At 47.1% G+C, this 25,913-nt stretch carries 21 protein-coding genes; 8 read left to right on the top strand and 13 right to left on the bottom strand.

The annotated features are described in order from the left end of the window. Nucleotides 1–55: 55 nt before the first annotated feature. Nucleotides 56–835 (bottom strand): TorF family putative porin, encoded by a 780-nt coding sequence (locus tag GA693_RS13355; protein WP_103799959.1) that lies wholly within the window; start codon nt 833–835, stop codon nt 56–58. A gap of 760 nt (nt 836–1,595) precedes the next feature. Between GA693_RS13355 and GA693_RS13350 the strand changes: the two genes are divergently transcribed. Then, nucleotides 1,596–2,894 carry an OprD family outer membrane porin gene (locus tag GA693_RS13350; RefSeq protein ID WP_160241712.1) on the top strand — a complete coding sequence of 433 codons (1,299 nt, stop codon included), beginning with the start codon at nt 1,596–1,598 and terminating at the stop codon, nt 2,892–2,894. A 108-nt stretch (nt 2,895–3,002) separates the two neighbouring features. Here GA693_RS13350 and ppa read toward each other — a convergent pair whose 3' ends face one another. Together ppa and GA693_RS13340 are read right to left on the bottom strand one after the other, a co-directional pair. Then, nucleotides 3,003–3,527 (bottom strand): inorganic diphosphatase, encoded by a 525-nt coding sequence (gene ppa, locus GA693_RS13345; protein ID WP_016659718.1) that lies wholly within the window; start codon nt 3,525–3,527, stop codon nt 3,003–3,005. Between the two features lie 117 nt (nt 3,528–3,644). Continuing rightward, nucleotides 3,645–4,046, bottom strand: a complete 402-nt coding sequence (locus GA693_RS13340; protein ID WP_005181530.1) for an MAPEG family protein — start codon at nt 4,044–4,046, stop codon at nt 3,645–3,647. Between the two features lie 103 nt (nt 4,047–4,149). Between GA693_RS13340 and GA693_RS13335 the strand changes: the two genes are divergently transcribed. Further along, nucleotides 4,150–4,536: a hypothetical protein gene (locus GA693_RS13335; protein ID WP_016659719.1), complete on the top strand. Its 387-nt coding sequence runs from the start codon at nt 4,150–4,152 to the stop codon at nt 4,534–4,536. Nucleotides 4,537–4,572: 36 nt separating this feature from the next. On the opposite strand, the gene GA693_RS13330 is transcribed toward GA693_RS13335, so the two are convergent. The 6 genes from GA693_RS13330 to GA693_RS13305 all read right to left on the bottom strand — a co-directional run bounded on the left by GA693_RS13330 (nt 4,573) and on the right by GA693_RS13305 (nt 13,172). Then, nucleotides 4,573–6,249, bottom strand: coding sequence for an AMP-binding protein (locus GA693_RS13330; RefSeq protein WP_160241713.1), 1,677 nt, complete (start codon nt 6,247–6,249; stop codon nt 4,573–4,575). A 149-nt stretch (nt 6,250–6,398) separates the two neighbouring features. Then, nucleotides 6,399–8,618 carry a DNA topoisomerase IV subunit A gene (gene parC / locus GA693_RS13325; RefSeq protein ID WP_160241714.1) on the bottom strand — a complete coding sequence of 740 codons (2,220 nt, stop codon included), beginning with the start codon at nt 8,616–8,618 and terminating at the stop codon, nt 6,399–6,401. 257 nt (nt 8,619–8,875) lie between these two features. Continuing rightward, a complete protein-coding gene (gene niaP / locus GA693_RS13320) occupies nt 8,876–10,195 on the bottom strand; it encodes a niacin transporter NiaP (protein WP_005181520.1) in 1,320 nt (439 codons plus the stop codon). Between the two features lie 144 nt (nt 10,196–10,339). Then, entirely contained in the window at nt 10,340–10,984 is a 645-nt protein-coding gene (locus tag GA693_RS13315; RefSeq protein WP_005181518.1) for a trimeric intracellular cation channel family protein, read from the bottom strand. Nucleotides 10,985–11,047: 63 nt separating this feature from the next. Then, nucleotides 11,048–11,515 (bottom strand): YchJ family protein, encoded by a 468-nt coding sequence (locus tag GA693_RS13310; RefSeq protein ID WP_160241715.1) that lies wholly within the window; start codon nt 11,513–11,515, stop codon nt 11,048–11,050. 79 nt (nt 11,516–11,594) lie between these two features. Then, nucleotides 11,595–13,172 (bottom strand): TerC family protein, encoded by a 1,578-nt coding sequence (locus GA693_RS13305; RefSeq protein WP_075167841.1) that lies wholly within the window; start codon nt 13,170–13,172, stop codon nt 11,595–11,597. A gap of 336 nt (nt 13,173–13,508) precedes the next feature. Between GA693_RS13305 and GA693_RS13300 the strand changes: the two genes are divergently transcribed. Continuing rightward, nucleotides 13,509–14,129: an LOG family protein gene (locus GA693_RS13300; RefSeq protein WP_160241716.1), complete on the top strand. Its 621-nt coding sequence runs from the start codon at nt 13,509–13,511 to the stop codon at nt 14,127–14,129. 78 nt (nt 14,130–14,207) lie between these two features. On the opposite strand, the gene GA693_RS13295 is transcribed toward GA693_RS13300, so the two are convergent. After that, on the bottom strand, nt 14,208–15,173 hold the full coding sequence (locus tag GA693_RS13295; protein WP_045795363.1) for a hypothetical protein: 966 nt from the start codon (nt 15,171–15,173) through the stop codon (nt 14,208–14,210). A gap of 160 nt (nt 15,174–15,333) precedes the next feature. Continuing rightward, nucleotides 15,334–17,148, bottom strand: coding sequence for a choice-of-anchor I family protein (locus tag GA693_RS13290; protein ID WP_160241717.1), 1,815 nt, complete (start codon nt 17,146–17,148; stop codon nt 15,334–15,336). A gap of 176 nt (nt 17,149–17,324) precedes the next feature. Here GA693_RS13290 and mdtD point away from each other — a divergent pair, with 176 nt between their 5' ends. The 5 genes from mdtD to GA693_RS13265 all read left to right on the top strand — a co-directional run bounded on the left by mdtD (nt 17,325) and on the right by GA693_RS13265 (nt 22,527). After that, entirely contained in the window at nt 17,325–18,716 is a 1,392-nt protein-coding gene (gene mdtD / locus GA693_RS13285; RefSeq protein WP_005181486.1) for a multidrug transporter subunit MdtD, read from the top strand. A gap of 75 nt (nt 18,717–18,791) precedes the next feature. Continuing rightward, on the top strand, nt 18,792–19,577 hold the full coding sequence (locus tag GA693_RS13280) for a glycoside hydrolase family 25 protein (RefSeq protein ID WP_160241718.1): 786 nt from the start codon (nt 18,792–18,794) through the stop codon (nt 19,575–19,577). A gap of 49 nt (nt 19,578–19,626) precedes the next feature. Further along, nucleotides 19,627–20,640, top strand: a complete 1,014-nt coding sequence (locus GA693_RS13275) for an MBL fold metallo-hydrolase (protein WP_160241719.1) — start codon at nt 19,627–19,629, stop codon at nt 20,638–20,640. Nucleotides 20,641–20,649: 9 nt separating this feature from the next. Then, nucleotides 20,650–21,705: a DNA polymerase IV gene (gene dinB, locus GA693_RS13270; protein ID WP_104472828.1), complete on the top strand. Its 1,056-nt coding sequence runs from the start codon at nt 20,650–20,652 to the stop codon at nt 21,703–21,705. Nucleotides 21,706–22,173: 468 nt separating this feature from the next. Beyond that, on the top strand, nt 22,174–22,527 hold the full coding sequence (locus tag GA693_RS13265) for a RidA family protein (protein ID WP_005181474.1): 354 nt from the start codon (nt 22,174–22,176) through the stop codon (nt 22,525–22,527). A gap of 38 nt (nt 22,528–22,565) precedes the next feature. Here GA693_RS13265 and GA693_RS13260 read toward each other — a convergent pair whose 3' ends face one another. Together GA693_RS13260 and GA693_RS13255 are read right to left on the bottom strand one after the other, a co-directional pair. Beyond that, nucleotides 22,566–23,099, bottom strand: a complete 534-nt coding sequence (locus GA693_RS13260) for a DUF2726 domain-containing protein (protein WP_005181471.1) — start codon at nt 23,097–23,099, stop codon at nt 22,566–22,568. A 313-nt stretch (nt 23,100–23,412) separates the two neighbouring features. Beyond that, nucleotides 23,413–25,812, bottom strand: a complete 2,400-nt coding sequence (locus GA693_RS13255) for a YgiQ family radical SAM protein (protein WP_160241720.1) — start codon at nt 25,810–25,812, stop codon at nt 23,413–23,415. Nucleotides 25,813–25,913 lie beyond the last annotated feature (101 nt).

Below are 25,913 nucleotides of genomic sequence, written 5' to 3'. Positions count from 1 at the left end.
TTGGACAATAAAAATAAAAAAAGGCGACATTTGTCGCCTTTTTTCTATTAAATAATTAGAAGCTGTAACCTAGACCTAGGACAACTTTATTTTTTTGTTTTATATCATTACGGTCATAACCACCTAAAATATAGTTCATGCTTGCAGTCACGCCAGTATCAGCAAGTGCTTTACTCAAACCGATATCAAAGTGGCGGAAACTAAATGTATCAGCAGCTTCAATTGGTCCATTCTTATCATATAGATATAAACCAAGTGCTGTATCTAAACTAAAATCTTTAGGTAAAGCATAGCTATAAGATGCTTTTAGATAAGTATCACCTGCATTACCCCAATCAAGATCTTCAAGTAATGTTTGCGCAGTGATACCTAAATCTTTATAGGTCAAACCCAACATGGTTTCAAAACCGTTTGATCCAGAATTACCAATATCATAGTAATAATAGTACGTTAAACCTGCTGTATAACCCCAGTCATCATTGATTGAACCGCTATAGCCTGCATAGAAATCGTTTTCGAAAGCATTAGTGACTTCACCTGTTTCAACTTCTACTAATTCACCTGCTGCATTTTCAAAAAGATCTGTACCTGCAGAATATCTTAAAGTTGATCCCCACCATCCAGCATAAAAACCTGAAGCATGGTTATAATCTATACCACCATTAATTGTGGCATCTTTATTTTCAGGTGTATTTGTAATACCACGCAAGTTATAGCTCGATAACACACCGATATTGCCAGATACTGAGTGCGGAGATGCAGGCTCATCTGCAAAAGTAAAACTGGATGCTGAAGCTACTGCTGCAACTGCTAAAGCTTTTAAAGTGAATTTCATTGTTAGATTCCCCCAACCGTCCGCAGACGTTTTTAGTTGTGTTTTTAAACTCACCTTAAGCTTTGCAATAGCTATGCCAACACTGGCATCTGTTCAAAAAGAATGATTTCAATTTTTCTTTAATTAGTTTCAACCTATTATTTTATATAAACTTTTAATATCAGATAAAAATTTAAAAACAGCATGATACTTTTTCAATCCTACTGATGTGCTGATCCTTTCGCTGTATTGTGAGATAAACCAGAGCATTTATATTTGCTTACATCATGCGCTATTTTGAGTCGCTTAATCCTTCAAACACCTTTTTACTGCTTAAAAAAAGTGCAATCTTGTATTCTACTAGAATGCACTGATTCATGAGATAGTTCTAATCATAGCTTCAACGAAATGCATAAAAAATTCAGCGAGATAAATCTTTTATGTACGTTCTACTCCCAGCAAAGTGCCAAATTTCCCACATCTTCACACTGTCTAAAACCGCATAATCACAAATTATTTTTTGAATAAAAAGTATAAACACAGTACATTAAAGCGCGAAAATTGCCTTCCTGTTTTGAGAAGCAAATTTTCTGCAATATGACCCAGGAAGGGTGTTTTACAAGAGCAAGGATTGAAACTGTATACGCTAGCGTTTGCATTTTTCTCAAAGAAAAATGGATAAAACAGTATCTTTTTTACAAATTCCCTATAAAATTCTTCCGGTTTCTGGGTTCTTTTTAAACAAATTGAAACATAACATTCTGGATGAGGCTCTCTCCCAATGCTAAACGCGAAAAAATTAACATTAGCAGTACTGGTACAAGCTGCTTTAATTTCTACAGCTGTTGCCAGCGAGCAAAGCGAAGCTAAAGGTTTTGTTGAAGGTGCAGAAGGTTCGGTATTATTCCGTACTGGTTATTTATCTCGTGACTATAAAGGCACTCCACCAAATAGTGATACGAGTTCTTTCGCTCAAACAGCAATCGTCAAATTAGATTCGGGTTTCACAAAGGGTACAGTTGGTTTTGGTGCTGGTATTATTGGGGATGCATCAATCAAACTGGGTGAAAATGGTCACACAGGCAACAGTATGATTCCTACCCACCCTCAAAATAATGCTGATGGAACTAAAGACGCCTATGATCATTGGGCACGTGGTGGTGCTTATGTGAAAGCTCGTGTGTCAAATACGACAGCGACTTATGGTACTCAAGTTTTAGATCTTCCTGTACTTGCAAGTAATACTGCACGTCTAGTGCCTGAATACTTTACTGGTCTATTGGTACAAAGTAACGAAATTGAAAATTTAAACTTAGTTGCTGGTAAATTCACAGAAAATCAGCTTTCTAACCAAATTAACTCTGATGGTGCTGAGCTGGATCGTGCCGTAGTATGGGGTGCAAAATATAAATTTAATGATGCCGTAAATGCTTCATATTATGGTGTAGATGTTAAGGACAAACTTGATCGTCATTATATTAATGCAAACTATAGCTACGCTTTAGCGAATGATAGTACTTTAACCCATGATTTCAGTGGTTATCATACCGAGTGGGATAAAGATGCTTCAGCATCATCTTCTCGCTTAGGATCAGACTCATCTGATCGTAGCAATAATATTTGGGCACTTTCTAGTACTTATAATAAAGGTGCTCATAGTGTTATGTTGGCTTATCAACAAAGTACTGGAAACACTGGTTATGCATATGGTGAAAATGCTGATGGTGTGCAAAGTGTCTACTTGCCAAACTCATATCTTTCAGACTTTAACGGTCGTGACGAAAAATCAGCCCAACTTCAATACAATTTAGATTTTTCTAAATATGGTATTCCTGGACTGAACTGGACTTCAGCTTTTGTATATGGCTGGGATATCGACACAGAGACTGATAATAACGCGAAAGAACAAGAGTTTTTCAATCAGGTAAAATATACCGTTCAATCTGGTTTTGCTAAGGATACTAGTTTGCGTCTACGTTATTCTCACTATCGTAATGATGCTGCTTATGCAAATGACTACTATATGCCTGACACCAACGAATGGCGTATCTGGTTAGATATTCCTGTGAAATTATTCTAATTCACCCGAATTTCAATCCATAATAAAAAAACCTGCACATATTCTGTGCAGGTTTTTTTATGACGTCCTCACTGAACAAGACAGATCAGTGAGGCGGAAAAAGCCGTATTATTTTGCAGCTTCAATCGCTTTTAATACTTCAGCTTTGGCAACCTCTGCGCCTTCCCAACCGGTCAATTTCACCCATTTGCCTGGCTCTAAATCTTTATAGTGGGCAAAGAAGTGTTCAACCTGTTGAATCAGTAACGGTGGAAGATCGGTATATTCTTTCACGTCTTTGTAAATTGGAGTCAATTTGTCGTGCGGTACCGCGATCAGTTTCGCATCAATACCACCGTCATCTTCCATGTTCAATTTACCGACCGGGCGGCAACGAATTACTGAACCTGGTTCAACCGGATGTGGTGTTACCACCAATACGTCTAATGGGTCACCATCTTCAGACAAAGTATTTGGTACATAACCGTAGTTTGCTGGGTAGAACATTGCAGTACCCATGAAACGGTCTACAAATAACGCATCAGAATCTTTATCAATTTCGTATTTGATTGGCGCTGCATTGGCAGGAATTTCAATGATTACATAGATATCATTTGGCGCATCTTTACCCGCTGGGATATTGCTGTAGCTCATGGCATCACTCTTTCACAAATTAAATTTTTTAAACCGCGTCAATTATAACGGGTTTCGGCTATTAATGACTTCGCGATTATACATTCATGACATAAAAATAGATATTTTGCTGTGCAATCACGCGGTCAGTTTAATCACCAGCAGCAATAAACAGATCGGGCAAAGTAACGATAATAACCAGATAATCGAGCGCAACGTCGCCCAGTTGGCCAGATAACACAGCCCGTACAGCAGACGAAACACCAGATAGGCAATGCCAAAGGTCATAATAATAAACTGCGGAATCACCATATATTCGGCCAGTAAAATGGCGGCAATAAACAGCGGCAAACTTTCAAAGCTGTTTTGCTGGGCAGCATTGGCACGCGCCGCCAGACCGGTGGTATTGGCTAAAAAAGAACGTGGATTTTGATTATCTTCAGATTTAAAGCCGCCAGCCATTTTTGCAATTACTGCAAATAAATAAGGCAACAGGCAGGCGATTAGAATCAGATAGACGATTCCACTAATACTTTGCATCTATTTTTTCTCGTCGGAATTCTTCAAAACTTTATCATAGCATGGTGTTTTAAGCATAAATTTTGTTAAATAGGGTGTTTTTATTCATTGTGTAGGATTCATGATGGTCAATCCTGATCAAAAAGAAATGTTCGATGTACTTGAAAAACAGCGCCAGCATCAGCTGCAAGTCGATCGGGCCTTAAAAATTGTGATTCCCATTGTGGCCTTTTTATTAACGGTCATCTGTTCCAACCTGAACATCTGGTCAACCCTGTTTACCTTTGTGGTGCTGTGGGTGGCCCTGTATGCGGTGGGAATTAAACGTCTGCCTTTATGGCACTGGGTGACCGTAATTCTGGTGTATTGCCTGATTGATAATATTTTAAGTTATGGCAGCTTCCATTCCTCCGGTTTTAGCCGTCAGTTTGGCTCGATGTTTATTTTCCTCGGGGTGATGGGGGTTGGACGTCCTTACTTCGACCGCTGGCTAATGAAAAAAGAGAATTAAAAAAAGCGCCCTTAGGCGCTTTTTTTATTGCAGAATTTATGCAGTCTTACGTAGGTCTTTACGCAGGATTTTACCTACGTTCGATTTCGGTAATTCATCCATAAATTCAACATAACGTGGGCGTTTATAACCGGTCAGGTTTTCTTTGGCAAAGGCCAGAACTTCTTCAGTCGTCAATGAAGGATCTTTCTTCACAACGAACAGTTTTGGCACTTCACCTGATTTTTCATCTGGTACACCAATTGCAGCCACTTCCAGTACTTTTGGATGTTTCGCCACGACTTCTTCAATTTCAGAAGGATAAACGTTAAAGCCAGATACCAAAATCATGTCTTTCTTACGGTCAACAATCTTCACATAGCCTCGTGAATCCATAACACCAATGTCACCTGTACGGAAGAAACCATTAATCATCACTTTGTCGGTTTCATCTGGACGGTTCCAATAGCCTTTCATGACTTGTGGACCACGGATTGAAATTTCACCCTGCTCGCCCAATGCTACTTCATTGCCGGCATCATCCAGAATTGCCACTTCAGTTAATGGCAATGGAATACCAATCGTACCGCTGAATTCTTCAGACGCTGGCGGGTTCGCGGTAGCCACCGGTGAAGTTTCAGATAAACCGTAACCCTCAATGATGTTGGTGCCAGTCACTTTTTTCCAGGCTTCCGCTGTAGATGGTAATACAGCCATACCACCGCCCATCGCCATTTTCAATCGGCTGTGATCAAGCTGTTTAAACTCTTCATTGTTCACAAGTGCATTGAATAAGGTATTCACCGCAGGGAAGAAAGTTGGTTGATATTTGCGTAATTCTTTCATTACCGCAGGTAAGTCACGCGGGTTTGGAATCAATACGTTTGCCTGACCTTTATACATCCCGTAAAGCGCGCACACCATAAATGCAAAAATGTGATACAGCGGCAATGCACAGAAAATACGGTCATCTGGCTGACCATCTTGCGCACCAAATTTACTTTGGAAAATACCATCGCATTGCAGCATGTTTGCCACTAGGTTACGGTGGGTCAGTTCTGCACCTTTAGATACCCCTGTCGTACCACCGGTATATTGCAGTACTGCCGTATCGCTTAGAGTCAGGCTTGGACGCTTGTAGTTGCTGACATTGGCTTTCGACATGGCCGCATTAAACTTGACATGACCCGGAAGGTCCCACGCCGGAATCTGTTTACGCACTGAACGTAAGACAAAGTTCACCAACGTACCTTTTAAGGTGCCTAGCATGTCACCCACAGAGGCAACCACGACGTGCTTGACTGGGGTTTTACCCAGAATCGCCTGATATACAGAAGCGAAGTTTTCAATAATCACCAGCACTTCTGCGCCAGAGTCATTTAACTGATGCTCAAGTTCACGTGAGGTATACAGCGGGTTTACATTCACCAGCACCAGACCGGCACGGAATACACCCAATGCCACCACTGGATATTGAAGAACGTTTGGCATCATCACTGCAACACGTGTGCCTTTGGCCAAGCCCAGACCTTGCAAATAGCTTGCAAATTTACGGCTTGCTTCTTCCAGTTCAGCAAAGGTCAGCACTTTATCCATAAAGATAAAGGCATCACGTGAACCAAACTTCTGGAAATTACGTTCAAAGATATCAACCAGTGACGTATTCTCCGGTGGCAACTCTACAGTTTCTGGAATCCCTGTCTTTCGGTATTCTTCAAACCAAATTTTTTCCATAATGCCAATCTCTCCAATCAGTAATCCTTAGTATTCAACTGTTTTATACACTGCCGCACTTCATTTTTTGGCTTGTTTATGTACAGCAGTGGATCCATTTTCACGAATTCGATTCATATATAACGTATTTTATGTAAACAACGCTAGTCTTATCTCTGAATCAACAGTTTATTTGCTTTTTGATATCCCCGTGGTAAAAGCTGTCCCTTAGTTCCTCTCTTACCGATATACTTCTGCAAGTCATCACCTTTTAATTTTAACTGCTGTTGTCCTGCAAACACTTGAATTATTTCATCTAAATTTAGCATTGTCATGGATACAATCTGATCTTTCGGTTCAAGTTGTATCAATTTATTACCTTTACCTTTGTTCAGCACCGGTAATTCTGCCAGATCAACAATCAGTAAACGGCCGGCAGAACTGAGTAGCGCAACATGACTGAACTGCTCAATAGTTTGCAGATTCATCACGCTGGCGCCTTCAGACAGGCTCAGGAAAGCCTTACCGGCTTTGGCATTGGTATCCAGCTGTTTGGCTTGGGTTTTAAAGCCATAACCTTTGCTGCTCATGACCAGAATTTCAGCCTGATCTTCTGCCACAAACACCTGTTTAAAGCCGACCCCGCTGGCCGGTGATAAACGTGAACTGAGCGGTTCACCCAAACCACGCGCCGATGGCAGGCTGTTAATGGCCACACCATAACTGCGTCCAGTGTCATCCAGCACATAGGCACGCTGGTTGGATTTGCCTTGGGCGTGACTTAAATACTGGTCACCAGCGCGGAAATTCAGGTTTTCGGCATCGACATCATGGCCTTTGGCACAGCGAATCCAGCCAGCTTCAGACAGCACCACGGTTACCGGATCAGCCGGCAGCATGTCCTGTTCATTAATGGCAGTGGCTTCAGCGCGCTGCACGATTGGTGAACGGCGGTCATCACCAAACTTTTTGGCGTCGTCTTTTAACTCCGTAATAATCAGGTTTTTTAATGATTCCGGATTGGCCAACTGTTCACGAATTGTGGCAGCTTTGGTCTCGAGTTCTTCCTGTTCGCGACGGATTTCCATTTCTTCCAGTCGGGCCAGATGGCGCAACTTGAGTTCCAAAATGGCTTCAGCCTGAATCTCATCAATACCAAAGTGCGCCATCAGCTCTGCTTTGGGATGATCTTCTTCGCGGATAATGCGGATCACGGTATCAATGTCTAAATAGGCAATCAGCAAGCCGGCCAGAATATGCAGGCGTTTTTCAATCTTGTTCAGATGATATTGCAGGCGGCGTGTGACGGTATGTTTACGAATCTCGATCCATTCCAATAAAATCTGGCGAATCGATTTCACCTGTGGACGACCATCGGCACCAATCATGTTCATGTTGACCCGATAGCTTGATTCCAGATCGGTGGTTGCAAACAGATGGCTCATCACCGCATCGGCATCAATCCGGTTGGAACGCAGCACAATCACCAGTCGGGTCGGATTTTTATGGTCCGATTCATCCCGTACATCGGTCACCAGCGGCAGTTTTTTGGCCTGCATCTGGTCGGCAATCTGGGTGATGACTTTTGAGCCAGACACCTGATACGGCAAATCACTGATAACAATTTCATTTTTTTCAATGGTATACACCGCACGCATGCGATAACTGCCGCGTCCAGTGGTCTGAATCTTTAACAGTTCATCTGGCGGGGTAATTACTTCAGCCCGGGTCGGTAAATCCGGACCAGGAATATATTCTGCGACCTTGCTATCGCTTAAATTCGGATTACGGATCAGGGCGATGGTGCCTTTAATGATTTCGCGCAAGTTGTGCGGCGGAATATCGGTGGCCATCCCCACGGCAATGCCGGTGGTGCCATTGAGCAGGATATTTGGAACCCGTGCCGGCAAGGTCACTGGCTCTTTTAGGGAACCATCAAAGTTGTCCTGCCAGTCGCAGGTGCCCTGACCGAGTTCAGACAGTAACAGGTCACTATATGCGGATAATTTGGCTTCGGTATAACGCATTGCGGCAAAGGATTTTGGATCATCCGGTGAACCCCAGTTGCCCTGCCCTTCAATAAATGGATAACGATAGCTAAACGGCTGCGCCATTAACACCATGGCTTCATAACAGGCCGAGTCACCATGCGGATGGTACTTACCCAGCACATCACCGACCGTACGTGCAGATTTTTTTGGTTTACTGCTTGGCTTGAGACCCAGCTCGCTCATGGCATAGACGATACGGCGCTGTACCGGTTTCAGGCCATCGCTGATATGAGGCAATGCACGGTCCATAATCACGTACATGGCATAGCTGAGATATGCTTGTTCAGTAAATTCTGCTACGGAACGGTTTTCTGTCGCATGATGCGCGAGGCTTGTCATAACAACCTGTAATCCTAAATTAATGCGTTATAGTTTTGACGTTCTTATGCTATGCCGCAGCCGCGGCCAGCACAAGGGTAGCCGATCACACTCTGCGACAATTTATGTCTTATGGCGTAAAAATATCCATTTTAGGCGCGTCAATCAACTGAAAAATACACAAGTCTGACTGCGCGTTGAAAAACATATTCCAGAAATAAAAAAGATGCGCCGGCACAATAGCCAGCGCATCTTGCATTGTCTGTATGAGCGGCTGCTTATAAACCAATCGACTCCAGGGTCTTGCCGCGGGTTTCCTCACCCAGCAGCACAATCACCAGTGCCACGGCCAGCAGCACCGCGGTAAACATCATAAATACATAGCTAAAGCCGTTGTGCATCACCATCATCTGGGTCACCACCAAAGGCGCAACAATACCGCCCATACGGCCCACCGCCGAAGCCCAGCCGGAACCAAAGGCACGGATATTGGTTGGATACTGTTCCGGCGTATAGGTATAAAGCACACCCCAGGCGCCTAGGTTAAAGAAGGACATCAGGCAACCCCAGAACACGATCATGCCGACGCTGCTGGCCTGTCCAAAGAAGTAGGCTGATACCGCACACAGCCCAATAAAGCCGGCCAGTGTGGCTTTTCGGCCAAGTTTTTCTACCAGCCAGGCCGCCGCAATATAACCCGGCAACTGCGCCAGAATCATGATCAGCACATATTCAAAGGACTGCACAATAGTATAGCCTTCCTTGACCAGCAGACTTGGCAGCCAGGTAAAAATGCCATAGTAGGAATAGACAATGCCGAACCAGATCAGCCACAGCATGAGGGTACGGCGTGCAAATGGCCCCGACCACAGCTGGGCAAAGGAAATATTCTGTTTGGCTGCCACCGGTTTCACTTCCAGCTGTTCAATCACCTCGACGCCGCAGCGACGTTCCAGACTTTGTACTAGTTTGTGCGCTTCTTCGACCCGGCCGCGGTTAATTAAATACGGCACCGATTCCGGTACTTTTTTCCAGATGACCCAGGCATAGAGCGCCGGCAAACCACCAATTAAAAAGGCCATATGCCAGTCAAAGGTCGGAATCACAAAATAAGACACCAGCGCCGCACAGAGCCAGCCCAGCCCCCAGAAGCTTTCCAGCAGCACAATAAAACGGCCCCGCACATGCGCCGGAATATATTCACTGACCAAAGTCACCGCAACCGGCAACTGCCCGCCCAGCCCTAAACCGACAATAAAGCGGAAAAACAGTAACCAGCTTAAATTTGGGGCAAAGGCACAGGCCGCTGTGGCCAGGCTATAAATCACCAGGGTCGTGGCAAATACGGTTTTACGCCCAATCCGGTCGGCCAACCCGCCGGAGAACACCGCACCAATGGCCATGCCAACAAAACCAATTGACACCACCCAGCCTTTTTCTGCCGGGCTCATTTGCCAGTCTTCCGCCATTTTGGCCAGAATAAAGGAGATTAAACCGGTATCCATGGCATCAAACATCCAGCCCAGTCCGATGACCCATAGCAAGGTATAGTGGAACTTACCAATCGGTAAGCGTTGTACACGAGAAACTAGATCCATAATAAACGCTCTGACAGGGTGGAGAGGAAAACGCGGATGGCGCGCCTGGTTATTGTTATGACAACAGCAATCAGCTTTGATTTTAAAGACAATGACCGCTCTCTGGATAGCGGTCATGCCGTTTAATTTATAGGAGATTTGTGGCTAGGAGGCATCTTTGGATGAGGCCGACTGCTCATCATCATCCTTATAAATGAATTTTGGCATTTCCAGACCAAAATAGATCGCAATTAAACGTAAGGTAAAACCAAAAATCAGCGTGGCGATAACAGTTAGTTCTAGCGACAGGCCAATTTCAATACAGACCCAATAGCAGATCACCGACACAAAAGAGATACTGGCATACAGCTCACGGCGGAACACCAGCGGCACATCATTACACAGAATATCACGCAGAATCCCGCCCGAGACGCCGGTCAGCACACCGGCCACCGCCGACACCACAAAACCGTGGCCCATTTCCAGCGCAATCTGGCAGCCAATAATGGTAAAGCCAATCAGGCCCAAGGCATCCAGCACCAGGAAGATGGAACGCAGATGGCGCATCCATTTGGCAATTAAAATGGTGACAAAGGCTGCCGCGCAGGTCAGGACCAGATATTCCGGATGCTTGACCCAGGTTAAAGGATAATGGCCCAGCAATACATCACGTACCGAGCCGCCGCCCAGTGCGGTGACACAGGCAATCAGGGTCACCCCGAACCAGTCCATGCTTCGCCGTCCTGCCGACAATGCACCTGTCATTGCTTCTGCAGTAATGGCAATAATATAAATGACCAACAGCAACATGAACTGCCCTTCTTTCACTAGGGGAATTGATGCGCGTTATCATAAGCGAAAATACGGCAAATGTTATAAAAATTGCGCACAACATTGCTTAAATTTCTTGCCCGAACCGCAGATACAGGGCTGTTTCATGGTAATCTGCTGATCGGTGGTCGGATCAAGAAAATACCACGCACCCTGATGTTTGACGAAATGCGATACTTCATGATGTATCTGCGGCTGGTTGCCATCATGATAATAGGCCTTGAATTCGACCTGGGCATGGCTTTTGTCCAGCTTTTCCTGAGCACTTACGATTTCCAGTTTTAACCACTGGTTGGCGCTGCTCCAGTCCCGAATAGCGGCCACATCCAGAGCCTGCTGCTGACCAAGTGCGGTGGTTTTGACAATATAATCAATCTGCTGCAAGGCAAAGGCACTATAGCGTGAACGCATTAGCTGAGCGGCAGTTTGGGCCTGCTGCTGACCTAAATGCAAAGGCTGGCAACAACTGTGATAAAACCCAGCGCCACAAGGACAAGGCTGTTCTGACATAAATTTTTTCCAAAAAAATAGCCTGACAATGCAGGCTATTTTAACGGAACTGAACCAGAAAACAGGAATATTCTGAGTGCTACTCGGCTGGCGGCTGCGGCAGCACATGCACCTTCTCGATTTTATGCCCGTCCATGGTGACCACTTCAAAAATATGATCATCGGCCAGCAGACGTTGGCCATTTTCCGGCAAACGGCCGAGATGGAACAGGATATAACCCGACAGGGTCGAATATTCTTCCAGCTCATTAACCAGATCACGACCGAGCAATAACGAGACATGGCGGATATCAGTCGAGCCATCCAGCATCAGGCTGCCATCTTCCAGGGTTTCTGCAACCGCGTCGAGGGTATCTTCATCCGGAAATTCACCGGCAATGGCTTCCAGCACATCAATCGGGGTGACCACACCTTCAATCGAGCCATATTCGTTCAGCACAATTGCCATTTGCAGCGGCGCCTGACGTAGCTGTTCCATCACCATCAATACCTGCGCATTTTCATGCACAATCACCGGTTCGCGCAGATGTTTTTCAAAATTCAGTACGCCGGTTTCAATAAATTCATTCATGACCTTATGGGTCAGCACCACCCCGGCAATATTGTCCAGCTCGCCATGCACCACAATTAAACGTGAATGCGAGGTATTCATCAGCTGGGCCTGAATGCTATCCTGGTCTTCATCTAAATCCAGCCATTCTAGTTCCGGTCGCGGGGTCATCACCGATTTTACCGGACGCTCGGCCAGACTGAGTACGCCCTGCACCATCACGGTATGGTAAACGCTGTTCTCTTCGGCAAAGACTTCATCGGCAAAAGCACGTGTGGCCAGCACTTCTTCCGGACTTGGATGCTCCGGTTCCGGCCCGTTCGGTTTGCCGCCGAGCATCCGCATCACCGCGGAAGCAGTGCGATAACGCAGGTCAGTGGTGGTGACCATTTTTTCCTGATTTTTGCGCATGGCTTGGTTCAGGAACTCGATCATCACCGAGAAACCAATCGCGGCATATAAATAGCCTTTTGGAATGTGATAACCGAAACCTTCCACCACCAGCGAGAAACCGATCATCATCAGGAAGCACAGGCACAGAATCACCACAGTTGGATGTTTGTTGACAAAATCCATCAGCGGTTTAGAGGCCCAAAGCATAATACCGATGGCAATGGTCACCGCGATCATCATCACCGACAGCTCTTTGACCATACCGACCGCGGTAATCACACTGTCGAGCGAGAACACCGCATCCAGCACCACAATCTGCACAATCACCATCCAGAAAGTGGCGTGTACCGGATTTTCTTCTTTCAGCTGCGGCTTGCCTTCAATACGCTCACGCAGCTCCATGGTGCCTTTAAACAGCAGGAACACCCCACCAAACAGCAAGATCAGATCACGACCCGAAAACGGATGATCAAAAATATGGAACAGCGGATTGGTCAGGGTGACCACCCAAGCAATTGAAGCCAGCAGAATCAGGCGCATGCCTAAAGCCAGAATCAGCCCGACCACCCGCGCGGCATTACGCTGTTCTGGCGGCAATTTTTCAGCCAGAATGGCAATAAACACCAGGTTATCAATACCCAGCACAATTTCCAGAATAATCAGGGTCAGCAAACCCACCCATGCGGCTGGATCAGACATCCATTCAAAAATCATGGGCGATGCTCCACGAGTATCGTTTTGGCTGTGCGACAGCCAAGGCCGGCTGTTTCAAAACCTGGGGAATGAAAGGGAAAAGAAAAGAGATTAAAAGCGGCTGTTGTTGTATGGTGCAATAGTGTCCACTACCCATGACGGTTCTATTGTTGTCAAACACAATTTCAGTATAGAAAAGATTGGCGCCAGAATCACTCTTTTTTTGGCCTGATCACGGTTGTGCTGCATGCTTTAACAATTCTTTGCAATCACACTGCACGGCGCTGGCATTGTTTGTCATATTTTTTGCATAAGCTAGAGCAGACAAAAAGAACATGTTAAGGTGAAACAAGAATCATGAATAGCGTAGTAAAAATGACTGATAATTTAAAATATCCTTCTCCTAAAACAACACAACCTTTAATTGCTTTATATTGCGGCTCACGTTCTGGAAATAAACCGGTGTATCAGGAAAAGGCCGTGGCACTGGCACGCCGTCTGGCGGAAAATGGCTTTGGTCTGGTCTATGGCGGCGCCAGTATCGGTTTAATGGGTCAGGTCGCCGATGCCGTGGTTGATCACGGTGGTGAAACTGTAGGTGTGATTCCGGAATTTATGCTGGATTATGAAATTGCCCATCATCGTCTGACCGAATTGCATATTGTACACAGCATGCATGAACGTAAAGCCCTCATGGCCGAACGTGCCAGCGCCTTTGTGGCCTTGCCGGGCGGACTGGGCACCTTTGAGGAAATTCTGGAAATTGCCACCTGGGGCCAGTTGAACCAGCATCAAAAACCGATGATGCTCTATAACGTCAATGGCTTCTATAATGCGCTAATTGCCCAACTTGACCATGCCGTGACTGAAGGCTTCCTGCCGCCGCAGCACCGCGCCAAGCTGATTATCTGCAATCATGCCGATGAAATCCTGACTGCCTTGCATAATCTGGATGCCCCACAGCACGTTGCCATTTAAAGCGCTTGAACCCAAAAATCCAGAAAGAAAAAAGCGAGCCGAAGCTCGCTTTTTTTGTACTTGATGTTCAGTCCAGGCTTAGCCTGAAATCAGGTTATAGAACCATGGCAAAGTGGTCGCCAGGAATACCGACATGGCCAGACCAAACATCAGTTTCATCGCATCTTTGCTGACATTGCGTGAGGTACGGTATTTGCTGACCCCGTTCACAATCATTGAGATGGCAAATTCACGACCGGCCAACAGACCCAGGAATACCCAGGTGGTACTCATCGGGATATTGCTCCACTCTTTGAAAACCAGCAGGATCACTGCATAGATAAAGTCCACGATGGTCGCAGCACGTACATCGGTAACATCGGTTTTGGTATCGACAATCTTCTGGATGGCACCACCACGCTGGTACAGAATAACCCCCAGCAAGATCACAAAGACCGTAATGGCAAACATCAGGAATTCAAACGGTACCTGACGCGGCACATACACGAAGATGTTGGCCAGATCCTGAATCAGCCACTGGCTCCACAGGAAACCGGTAGATAACCATTGTAGAATCACCCATTTGGTCGAATGTTCCTGATCTTTGGTCTGGTTGAAGTACACCGTCATTTTGTTAGCCACAAAACGATAGATGATCAGCGCCGCCAGGAAGGCCACGGCATAGCCCATCATGGATTTGACCATCATCGAGCCCAAGCTCGCAGGAGAGAAGATGGTCAACACCAGGAAGGTGGTACTGACCGGAATACCATATTTGGTCAGTAGCAACAGTAAAACCGGCGGCACAATATACAGCCAGGTAATTCCACCTTCAGGGAACGGAATGGTTTCCAGTCGCCCATAAGAGGCATCACCGACGCCCGATGCATACCAGCCATAGACCAAGACCACAACCAGGATACTGCTGATATACACCCACAGTACCCACCAAGGACGATGGGAGTTAGAAGAAATAAAAGTCCCTAAGGTTTGAGGTACATCATTTCCGACAATAGAATAGGCCGCCAAACAGAAGCCGATTACCATTAAAAGTTCAATTGTCATAAGAACAAAGCCTATGTTCAAAAAGGGAACACCACCCCCTATCGGGCTGGCATTAGCTTAAAATGATGACAATACTATTTCAGTTCTATGACATTTTAGTGACAATAAAAATTTAAAATAAAAAAAGAGCACCGTAGTGCCCTTTCTCTTTTTTGCTCACTTATTTCAGGTTCAGCTGATATACCGCGGTGCTGCCGCTGACTTCATTGCCCACCACCAGTAATGGCTGGCCATTAGGCGAGTCCTTTGCCTCAATAAAGACCAGACCTTCCGGGCCTAAATCACCGGCCTGCCCCAGCTCAATTTGTTCAGTGCTCGCACTCATCTCACGGCTATTCAGATACTGCACAAAACTTGGTGCAGATGGAGTCGATACATCATAGACCATCACCCCGCCAGCACGTTCCAGACCAATAAAGGCAAAGGTTTTGCTGCCAATCTGGCCCAGCGTCACGCCTTCAGGTTCAGGGCCTTTGTTGTCACTGCGGTTATCCATGCCTGCTTCTTCATGGTTGGCATTGAAAATTTCCGGATGATGCTCGGCAATGTACTGCTCAAAATCATCCCCTGAATCCCAGACCCGTTCCAGACCGTTTTGCGCGCTATTTTCTGTCCAGATACTGACCGAGCGTGCACCAAAACTATAAAGATGGTCATATACCAGATTGCCGCGTTCATTCAGCTTTGGCGTACCATCGGCATTTTTCTGGTAGCCTTCAGTCCAGGTAATATTCAGACGACCCAGCAGATGATCTTTACGGCAGTCACCAGCATTGCCTGCCGTGGCACCGCAGTAACCAAAATTATCCGGATTCAGCTCGGCACCTTTGGCCAGCTGGCTTAAGTGTGCCGGTAAATCATCGCCTAAACGGCGGGCAAAGCCATCGGCATGTACCAGATGTTTCACTCGCCATTCTTCAACAAAACCTTTGCTGGTGTCGTTATTAAAATATTCTGGTGTGTCTTCGCCCCAGGCGCGCGCATCGCCTTCATTGGCGGTCACGATATAGGTTTTGCCGGCCACATCAAAGCTGGCAATTGCATCTGGCATATACAGACCGCGCACATTGGCCCAGGTCTGGATCTTAATACTGCCCGTTCCATCAACACCATCGGCATCGCTGACATCCATGCCATTGCCGTCCAGACCATGGTCTTTAAAGCCCAATGGATACACCGCCAGTACTTTGGCATTGACCACATCAATTTTGGCCAGCGCATTGTTTTCCTGCAATGCAGCCCAAGCCGTTTTGCCATCTTGCGATACCGTAATATATTCCGGTTCAAAATCCTGCGCCGCGGTCGCATTTGGCCCGAAAATACGCACGCCCTGGGCACGCAGCGCCGCTTCCTGTCCATTAAAGGCTTTAAAGTCTGCAGTGCGGACCACAGGCGCTGTTAAATTACTCAGCTGAATCACGGAAATTGAACCTTCCGGATCAACCTGATAATCATCAGATGGCTCACCTTCATTGGCCACCAGCAGGGTTTGACCATCCGGGCTAAAAGTCAGCATATCCGGTAAGGCACCGACCTGCACATGCGCCAGTTTGCTCAGATCTTTGGCCTGATACAGCGCCACATAACCCGGATCGGTTTTGACGGCAGCCTGAATCGCAATTGCCACAATACCGTTATGCACCGCGACACTGTTTACTTCTGCGCCTTCGGCAATATCATGGACCTGAATCTCGGCAATTTTAACCGGCTGATTTGGCTGGCTTAAATCGAGTACATCCAGCACCCCGGCCTGCGCATTGACCACAAACAGACGTTTGCTGGCGGCATCATAGGCCGGAATTTCTGCGGCACTTTCTGCAAAAATGCCCGACTGATAGGCCCCAATTTTGCTCAGTTCAATGGTATTTGGGGTTGGATCGACCGGTGCGGGACTGACCTGATCATCATCACTGTTACACGCTGCCATTCCCACGGCCAACATGGCCACCCAAAGTGATTTCAATTTTAATTTCATAGGTTTAATTTGATAGTGTTTAGAATATGAACAATTTATAAACATCCGGTTGCAGTGCCATGACGTTTTGATTGCAGTTTTCTGACAGGGTCAGGCCGTCACGCGGCAACGCTTTAGATACGACATCCGCGCCAGATTGTTTTACACTAGGCAAAATTCCACCATGCCCGCTAATTATGACTGCCACGCCAACCCATCAAGCCCTGCAACCCGAATTCAGATTGTTAGTGCTCTTGGTGTCGATTGGCTTTTTTATGCAGGGCCTGGATACCACCATCATCAACACCGCGTTGCCGGCCATTGCCGAGAATTTGCAGGAAGATCCGCTGCGAATGCACAGCGTGGTGGTGGCCTATGTATTGTCAGTGGCGGCCTGTATTCCCTTGAGTGGCTGGCTGGCCGACCGTTTTGGCGTGCGCAACACCTATTTTTCCGCCATTGTGATTTTCACCCTGGCCTCCATTGGCTGTGCCTATGCCAGCAGCCTGAATGAACTGCTGTTTTACCGGGTACTGCAAGGCATTGGCGGTGCGTTCTTATTGCCAGTTGGTCGTCTGGCGATGCTAAAAATCATTCCCCGCACCCAGTTTTTATCGGCCATGAGCCTGATGAGTCTGGCCGGTCTGATCGGCCCCTTAATTGGACCTACTTTGGGCGGCTGGCTGGTGGAAGTCGCCTCATGGCACTGGATTTTTCTAATCAATCTGCCGATTGGCATTTTAGGGGTCTTGATTACTTTTAAAGCCATGCCAAATATTACCGAGCCGAGCGTGCCGCAATTTGATTTCTGGGGATTTATCCTGTTATTGATTGCCATGGTCGGGCTGTCACTGGGCATTGAAAACGTGGCCAGTCCGCTGTACTCGCTGTGGTGGAGCATTGCGCTGGTCCTGCTCGGTCTGCTGAGTGCCGGCCTGTATGCCTATCATGCGCATACCCATCAGAATGCCCTGTTTCGCAGCAAGCTGTTCCGGCACCGGATTTATGCAATCGGGATTCTTGGGAACTCGATTGCCCGGCTGGCCGGCAATTCAATTCCCTTTTTACTGCCGCTGATGCTGCAACTGGCCTTTGGCTTTGAGCCCTTTGTGACCGGCCTGATGATGATTCCGACCGTACTCGGTTCGCTGGCCTCAAAACCGATTATCCGCCAGCTGATTCAGCGCTTTGGTTATCGTCAGGTACTTATCACCAATACCTTGCTGGTCGGGGCCTGTATCGCCAGTTTTGCCCTGACCACGGCCGACACCCCCATCTGGCTACGTGCGCTGCATTTCTTTATTTTTGGTCTGCTTAATTCACTGCAGTTTGTGTCCATGAACACCCTGACCCTAAAAGATTTGCCGCAGCAAGATGCCAGCAGCGGCAACAGTTTCCTGTCGATGATCATGATGCTGTCCATGAGTATTGGCGTGGCCTTGGCCGGAACGCTGGTCAACCTGTTTAGTGCCTATTGGGGACCGGAACAGGTGGTCGCAGCCTTCCATGCCAGCCTGATCTGTCTGGGCAGTATCAACCTGCTGGCTGCAATGATTTTCTGGAAAATTCCAAAAAACACCCCGGTCTAAAGCCGCGTAGAACGCTAGCCGCCGCGCAGGCTTCGCGTTATGATCAAAATTGAACCCTGAAGATCTGCCTTGCCTATGTCTGCACGCCCTGCCCGCCGTTCTGTCCAGCCCCTGACTTATGCTGCGGTGGCCATCTGCGGCGTGGTGCTGATGGCGGCCTTGCTGTATTGGGGCGTTCTGCATACCCGGCCAGCCACCGCACAGGACTATCCGATTCAGGGCTTTGATGTTTCGCATCATCAGCAGCAGATTGACTGGCACAGGATTTCGCCGGAAAAATACCGTTTCGTCTATTTAAAAGCCACTGAAGGCGGCGATTTTAAAGACCGTAAATTTCAGGATAACTGGCTGGCCGCGCATGAACAGGGCTTTCTGGTCGGCGCCTATCATTTTTATCGGCTGTGTCGTAATGGTCAGGTGCAGGCACAGAATTTTATCGACAGCGTTCCGAAACAGGCCAACAGCTTGCCACCAGTGATTGATCTGGAATACGACAGCAACTGCATCAACACCTATACCCGGGAACAGTTGCTGCATGAAATTGGGGTGATGCATGACGCGCTGCAACAGCACTATGGCAAACAGCCGATTTTTTACATTTCCAGGAATTTTTATAATATTGTACTGGTCAATCAGTTCCCGCAGGTGCCGCTGTGGGTACGCGAATATCAGGGTAAACCGGCCTTAAGCGGTAATCCCGACTGGCTGTTCTGGCAATATAGCAATCGTGGCCAGATTACCGGCATTGCCACTCCGGTCGATCTGAATGCCTTTTATGGCGATGAACAGGACTGGCAACAGTTTCTTAAGGCCAACCAGATTGTGGAACCATCTAAAAATAGCGTGGATACAACCCCTTAATACTCATACCAACAAGATAAAAATAAAAGCTGACAGGAATATTGTGCGAATGACACTGAAATACAAAATTTTGTCAGGTCTGCTTGGCCTGATGTTACTGCTGATTGCACTCATCATCTATATGCTGCAGCCCTCCGGCAAAGTGCAGGATTTCCAGCCATGGCTGTATCAGCCGGCAGCAACCGCACCAGCGGGCTACACGGTCAAATTCTTTGGTGTATCGACCTTACTGTTTGATGATGGCCAGCAACAGCTGTTGATTGATGGCTTCTTTAGCCGGCCGAGTCTGAGTCAGCTGATGTTTGGTCAAATTAACAGCCAGCCAATCGTAATTGAACATGCGATTGAGCTCCATCAATTGCAACGAACGCAAGCCATTCTGGTGACACACTCGCATTATGACCATGCGCTGGATATCCCTCTACTTGGCCAATTGCTGCCGCAGGCTAAAATTATTGGTTCCCGAAGCACGCTGAATATTGCCCGTGGTGCTCACTTGCCCGAAAGCCAGTTACAGCAGCTGGCACCTTTACAACCGATGCAGATTGGCAACTTTACTGTCACCGCTTTCCCGTCCCAGCATACTCCGCCAACTGCAGTGAATAATGATCTGGGTGAGGAAATCCAGCAGCCACTGAGCCTGCCGGCACGGTTTTCGGAGTTTAAAGAAGGCCATAGCTTTGACTATCTGATTGAATATGAAGGTCATAAAAGTCTGGTCAAGGCCAGCACCGGTTTTATTCCCGAACAGCTCAAACAGCTACAGGTCGATCATCTGTTTCTGGGCATTGCCCAGCTGTCCAGGCAACCGGAACAGTATCAGCAGCAGTATCTGGCAGAAACCTTGCAGCACCTAAAACCCAAGGTGCTGATTCCCATCCATTGGGATGATTTTTTCCAGCCGCCAGAACAGCCGCTACAGTTTTTACCACATCTGGCCGATAATACCCCGAAGAGTCTGAATACCGTGATCAAGGCCGCAGCACAACAACAGACCCAAGTGCTGCTGCTCGATCAACCGTATGCTTATCCGCTAATGACAGCCACGGATGTCGCGCGTTAAGATGGTGCCATGAGAAAAATCATTCATATTGATATGGATGCGTTCTATGCCTCGGTCGAGCTAAAAGAGCGTCCAGAGTTACAACATCTGCCGGTGGTGGTGGCATCACATCATCCTCGCGCGGTGATTGTGGCCGCGTCCTACCCGGCGCGGGTGTTTGGGCTGCGCTCGGCCATGTCGATGAGTCAGGGCCGGAAACTGTGCCCGCAGGTAATTGTACTGGAACCGAATTTTCAGAAATACCGGGAAGTGTCGGCACAAATCCATCAAATTTTTCAAAAATATACTGCAATCATTGAACCGCTGTCGCTCGATGAAGCCTATCTGGATGTTAGCGAAAACCTGCAGCAACTCCCCAGCGCCACAGAAGTAGCAATGCGCATCCGCGAAGATATTTTTCAGACCACCGGCCTGACTGCATCTGCCGGCGTGGCACCCAATAAATTTCTGGCCAAAATTGCCTCGGACTGGCATAAACCGAATGGCCTCTGCGTGATCAAGCCTTCGCAGGTGCAGACCTTTATTCAGGATTTACCCTTAAAGAAAATTCCGGGCGTGGGCAAGGTCATGCAGGAAAAGCTGAAGGCCTTGGGTCTGGAAACCTTGGGCGATCTGCAACAGGTCGAAGAAGGCCTGCTGATTCAACGTTTTGGTAAATATGGCAAACGCCTGTTTTTATATGCACAAGGCATTGATGAGCGCCCCGTTCAGGCCGAACGCAAACGCCAGCAGATTTCCAAAGAAATCACCTTTGATGATGATTATGTCCTCAGCCAATGCACGCCCTACTGGCCACAGCTGCTGCAACAGGTCTGGGCCAGTCTGGAAAAAAAGCAGCTCTGTGCCCGCGGCGTGTCAGTCAAACTGAAACTGAAAAACTTTCAGGTGTTGCAGCACAGCAAAAGCTTTCAGCATATTTTTACTCATCCGCAGCAGCTGGCACAGGCGCTACAACTATTAATTGAGGAAATGCATATTTCGCCTCAGGAACAGTTCCGGCTGATTGGCGTGGGGGTTTATCAACTGTCTTCACCAGCCCAGCAGCCGCAGCTCAGTCTACTTTAGGCTTAAAATTGTGCAGGAATTGATCAAAAGAATAAAAATGATACAAAATGCGCTTCACAATGGGCAAAATTAGAGTAATCTATCTGCGCAATACATTTATCCATGTATGTGCTGAGATGCTGAAAATCACCTTTACTTTCAGCATGCTGTCCTGTGATTGGCGTGATGATCTATCCGAATATTACAGGACAACTCTGACGTTCCCATGGATGGCTGTATCGTCTCCCGCCTTACTGTAACCTGCTTCTTTTTATCTGATTTTCTATCGCATTATCCCGATCTATTCCCTTCAGATCACCGGCTTTTTGCGTCCTAAAATTCCCATTTTTCAAATCAAAATCGCCACAAGATTGATGGATTTCTGTACCAACTCCGGCAGCGCTGGTGTTCTGTACTGGCGCTTCATGGCAATATAGTCACATTGCCAGAGCAGCCGAGGTGCTGCTTGCCCATCTACAGGATTTTGTTATGACCGTACAACGTTTACATGTCGCACAGCGCTATTCAGAAATTGCCATTTCAGGCCATCTGGTGCATTTGGCCGGCCAGCTGGCAGAAGACACCAGCCTGGATATTCGCGGTCAGACCCGCCAGACCCTTGAGATAATTGACCGTTTACTGGCTGAAGCCGGCACCGATAAAAGTCATATCATGTCAGTCATGATTTTCTTAAAAGATATCGAGCAAGACTATGCAGCCATGAATGAAATCTGGGATGCCTGGGTCGCCGATATTGAAGCGCTGCCCCGCACCTGTGTGGAAGCCAAGCTGTATCAGCCCGAAGTCCTGGTTGAAATGACTGTGGTCGCGGTTAAACCATAAAAATTTGAGATAAAAAGCATCTGTTTAGATGCTTTTTTTCAACCCAACGCGCCCATTCTGCGCGCTGAGGCCGGATAGAACGCCAATTTCTTTTTTGGCAGATCAAGCGCCTCCAGATTTTCAGCGCCCTCCAGTAACCCAAATTCTTCACGCAACTGCTGATATTCCGGCACCTGATCAAAGCTGATTACGGTATAACCGGCCATCCGCAGCAATTCATTCTGATACTGAATATGCTGACGTTTTAAGGTCAGGGTATCATCCAGGGTAATCACGGCCAGTACCTGATAAGCATCATCCAGCACCACAAAGTCCGCCACCATATTGCGGTATTTATTGCGGGTACGCGGCAGTTTGGTGGTCAGTAGCGCATCAAAAGACACATGGGTCAGCACGGTATGGGTCGGTAAAATTTCTTTCAGCCGGGTATAGGTCAGCTGCTCATTCAAACTGAAAATAGCGCGGCGTTTCAGGGTACTGTCGGTCTGGCGTTTGGCCTGAATGGCATGCCTGGCCGCCATGATGAGCAACCCTGCCAGAATAAGACTTGCGAGAATAATATAAACAGTCATGAGGTTAATCCTTTAATACTCTATTCTTATAATTTATTCGGTATCTCACCGATTATTTTTCAAATACAAGTATAACGTTTTGCTTATTATAAATAGGTTAAATTTAAGAAACTTAAACCAATGCTGACGAAAGATGCATAAACACTGACAGTCTGTTGCAGAGCAAGTTTCCAGGAAAAACCATCTCCTTGTTTTTCCTCAAGCTAATGTATACCAACTTTTATGAGCTTCACAATTCTTTTCAAACCAATTGTCTGACAAATCCGACAAAATGTGAACCAGAAAAAGGACGCACTTGGCGTCCTTTCCTGATTTAAGCACGGGATTTTGGCTTAAACCTGCCTTTGGTCTTTGCGCCGCCAAATGGACGTTTTTCACCAGTTTCACGTGGAGGCAAACCGGTATGCTGGGTCAACATCTGGCCTTTTTTCGGACGATTCGACTGACCCTGATTTTGGCCTTGACCACGGTTACCAGGCTGACCGGTACGTTTCTGTGAATCTCCGGCCAGGGTCGAGTTTTTCTTACGCGCTGACTGGTACTGCCCTTCCGTACCTTGCGGCTGATAGGTTGGAATCAGATGCTGCTTGGAATTGCCAATCAAATCGGCACGGCCCATCTCTTTTAAAGCCTCACGTAACAATGGCCAGTTGTTTGGATCATGGTAACGCAAGAAGGCTTTGTGCAGACGACGACGTTTCTCTCCTTTCACAATATCGACATCTTCGGTATAACGCGCCACTTTGGCCAGCGGGTTTTTACCGGTGTAATACATGGTGGTGGCGGTGGCCATTGGCGATGGATAGAAGGTCTGTACCTGATCGGCACGGAAACCATTCTTTTTCAGCCAGATCGCCAGGTTCATCATGTCGTAGTCGGTGGTGCCCGGATGCGCCGCGATGAAATACGGAATCAGATACTGTTCCTTGCCGGCTTCCTTGCTGAAACGATCAAACATTTGCTTGAAGCGGTCATAGGTACCAATACCGGGCTTCATCATCTTCGATAACGGACCTTTTTCGGTATGTTCCGGTGCAATCTTCAGATAACCCCCAACGTGGTGGGTCACCAGTTCACGCACATATTCCGGATTCAGTACCGCCAGGTCATAACGCAGACCGGAACCAATCAAAATCTTTTTAATGCCTTTAATCGCACGTGCTTTACGGTATAGCTGGGTCAGTGGTGCATGATCGGTATGCAGGTTCTGACACACGCCTGGGAATACACAGGACGGCTTACGGCAGTTCTTTTCAATTTCCGGATCTTTACAGTGCAAGCGGTACATGTTAGCGGTTGGACCACCTAAGTCCGAGATAATCCCGGTAAAGCCCGGTGCGGTATCACGGATTTTTTCCACTTCACGCAAAATCGACTCTTCCGAACGGTTCTGGATGATACGGCCTTCGTGTTCGGTAATCGAACAGAACGTACAACCCCCAAAACAGCCACGCATGATGTTCACCGAGAACTTGATCATGTCGAACGCCGGGAAACGTGCATCGCCATAAGCTGGATGTGGCAGACGTGCATATGGCAGGTCAAACACATAATCCATTTCTTCAGTGGTCAATGGAATTGGTGGTGGATTAATCCAGACATCACGCTCGCCGTGTTTTTGCACCAAAGCACGTGCGTTGCCCGGGTTGGTTTCCAAATGCAGAATACGGTTGGCATGTGCATACAGTACCGGATCATTGGCCACGTCTTCAAAAGATGGCAAACGAATAACCGCCAGTTCACGTGGTGGCAGTTTATGCTTAATGGCTTTTGAGGCCGGTTGCAGCTGAACAATCTGCGTATCGGCATCCAGGTTGTCGCCTTCACGGACAATCGGATTGGCCACCATTTCTTTTTGGAAATTCTGGTACTGGCTTAAGCTGTTACCCTTTTCTTTTTCAACTTCACAGCCATCAATATCTTCGGTCATCACATAGGGGTTGATGATCGGATCGACACGGCCAATGGTATCGACATCATTGGAGGCGATTTCGACAAACTTGGCTTTGGCCGCACGGTTATGTTTATTGATGATAAAGGCAGTACCGCGCACATCGGTGATATCGGTAATTTTTTCGCCTTTGGCCAGACGGTGCATCACTTCAATAATGGAACGCTCGCCATTACCGTACATCAATAAATCGGCTTTTGAATCCATCAGAATTGAACGACGGACTTTATCTGACCAGTAATCATAATGCGCAATACGACGCAGTGAACCTTCGATCCCGCCAAGCAACACCGGCACATCCGGGAAGGCTTCACGACAGCGCTGGCAATACACGGTTGCAGCACGGTCTGGACGTTTGTTCGGGACATTGTCTGGTGAATAGGCATCATCCGAGCGGATTTTGCGATCCGCGGTATAACGGTTGATCATCGAGTCCATATTGCCGGCGGTGACGCCCCAGGCAATATTCGGTTTACCTAAGGCACGAAAGGCCTCGACATTGGTCCAGTCAGGCTGCGCGATAATTCCGACCCGGAAACCTTGCGCTTCCAGCACACGGCCAATAATACCGGATACAAAAGATGGATGATCAATATAGGCATCGCCGCAGACCAGAATAAAGTCACAGCTATCCCAGCCGAGTTGGTCCATTTCCTCGCGTGACATCGGCAAAAATGGCGCGGGTTCAAAACATGACGCCCAATATTTGTCGTAATCAAACAACGCTTTCGGCGCGGTTTGAGCGGTATAAGCAGTAGACATGGCTAGCAATTCTCGGCTGGCAGATGGAAGATCAGAAAAGATCGAAAGATGAAAGCCGAGTATTTTAGCATGAATTCCAAGTGGCTTGCTTGATTATAATT

This window comes from Acinetobacter indicus (assembly GCF_009914475.1).
Taxonomy (GTDB): domain Bacteria; phylum Pseudomonadota; class Gammaproteobacteria; order Pseudomonadales; family Moraxellaceae; genus Acinetobacter; species Acinetobacter indicus.
The sequence above is the reverse complement of the archived record's forward strand: the minus strand, read 5'-3'. Positions and strand labels throughout refer to the sequence as shown.

Excerpts from the sequence above, each read along its gene's own strand:
- GA693_RS13355 (WP_103799959.1), bottom strand. The coding sequence starts at position 835 with ATGAAATTCACTTTAAAAGCTTTAGCAGTTGCAGCAGTAGCTTCAGCA.
- GA693_RS13350 (WP_160241712.1), top strand. The coding sequence starts at position 1,596 with ATGCTAAACGCGAAAAAATTAACATTAGCAGTACTGGTACAAGCTGCT.
- ppa (WP_016659718.1), bottom strand. The coding sequence starts at position 3,527 with ATGAGCTACAGCAATATCCCAGCGGGTAAAGATGCGCCAAATGATATC.
- GA693_RS13340 (WP_005181530.1), bottom strand. The coding sequence starts at position 4,046 with ATGCAAAGTATTAGTGGAATCGTCTATCTGATTCTAATCGCCTGCCTG.
- GA693_RS13335 (WP_016659719.1), top strand. The coding sequence starts at position 4,150 with ATGGTCAATCCTGATCAAAAAGAAATGTTCGATGTACTTGAAAAACAG.
- GA693_RS13330 (WP_160241713.1), bottom strand. The coding sequence starts at position 6,249 with ATGGAAAAAATTTGGTTTGAAGAATACCGAAAGACAGGGATTCCAGAA.
- parC (WP_160241714.1), bottom strand. The coding sequence starts at position 8,618 with ATGACAAGCCTCGCGCATCATGCGACAGAAAACCGTTCCGTAGCAGAA.
- niaP (WP_005181520.1), bottom strand. The coding sequence starts at position 10,195 with ATGGATCTAGTTTCTCGTGTACAACGCTTACCGATTGGTAAGTTCCAC.
- GA693_RS13315 (WP_005181518.1), bottom strand. The coding sequence starts at position 10,984 with ATGTTGCTGTTGGTCATTTATATTATTGCCATTACTGCAGAAGCAATG.
- GA693_RS13310 (WP_160241715.1), bottom strand. The coding sequence starts at position 11,515 with ATGTCAGAACAGCCTTGTCCTTGTGGCGCTGGGTTTTATCACAGTTGT.
- GA693_RS13305 (WP_075167841.1), bottom strand. The coding sequence starts at position 13,172 with ATGATTTTTGAATGGATGTCTGATCCAGCCGCATGGGTGGGTTTGCTG.
- GA693_RS13300 (WP_160241716.1), top strand. The coding sequence starts at position 13,509 with ATGAATAGCGTAGTAAAAATGACTGATAATTTAAAATATCCTTCTCCT.
- GA693_RS13295 (WP_045795363.1), bottom strand. The coding sequence starts at position 15,173 with ATGACAATTGAACTTTTAATGGTAATCGGCTTCTGTTTGGCGGCCTAT.
- GA693_RS13290 (WP_160241717.1), bottom strand. The coding sequence starts at position 17,148 with ATGAAATTAAAATTGAAATCACTTTGGGTGGCCATGTTGGCCGTGGGA.
- mdtD (WP_005181486.1), top strand. The coding sequence starts at position 17,325 with ATGACTGCCACGCCAACCCATCAAGCCCTGCAACCCGAATTCAGATTG.
- GA693_RS13280 (WP_160241718.1), top strand. The coding sequence starts at position 18,792 with ATGTCTGCACGCCCTGCCCGCCGTTCTGTCCAGCCCCTGACTTATGCT.
- GA693_RS13275 (WP_160241719.1), top strand. The coding sequence starts at position 19,627 with ATGACACTGAAATACAAAATTTTGTCAGGTCTGCTTGGCCTGATGTTA.
- dinB (WP_104472828.1), top strand. The coding sequence starts at position 20,650 with ATGAGAAAAATCATTCATATTGATATGGATGCGTTCTATGCCTCGGTC.
- GA693_RS13265 (WP_005181474.1), top strand. The coding sequence starts at position 22,174 with ATGACCGTACAACGTTTACATGTCGCACAGCGCTATTCAGAAATTGCC.
- GA693_RS13260 (WP_005181471.1), bottom strand. The coding sequence starts at position 23,099 with ATGACTGTTTATATTATTCTCGCAAGTCTTATTCTGGCAGGGTTGCTC.
- GA693_RS13255 (WP_160241720.1), bottom strand. The coding sequence starts at position 25,812 with ATGTCTACTGCTTATACCGCTCAAACCGCGCCGAAAGCGTTGTTTGAT.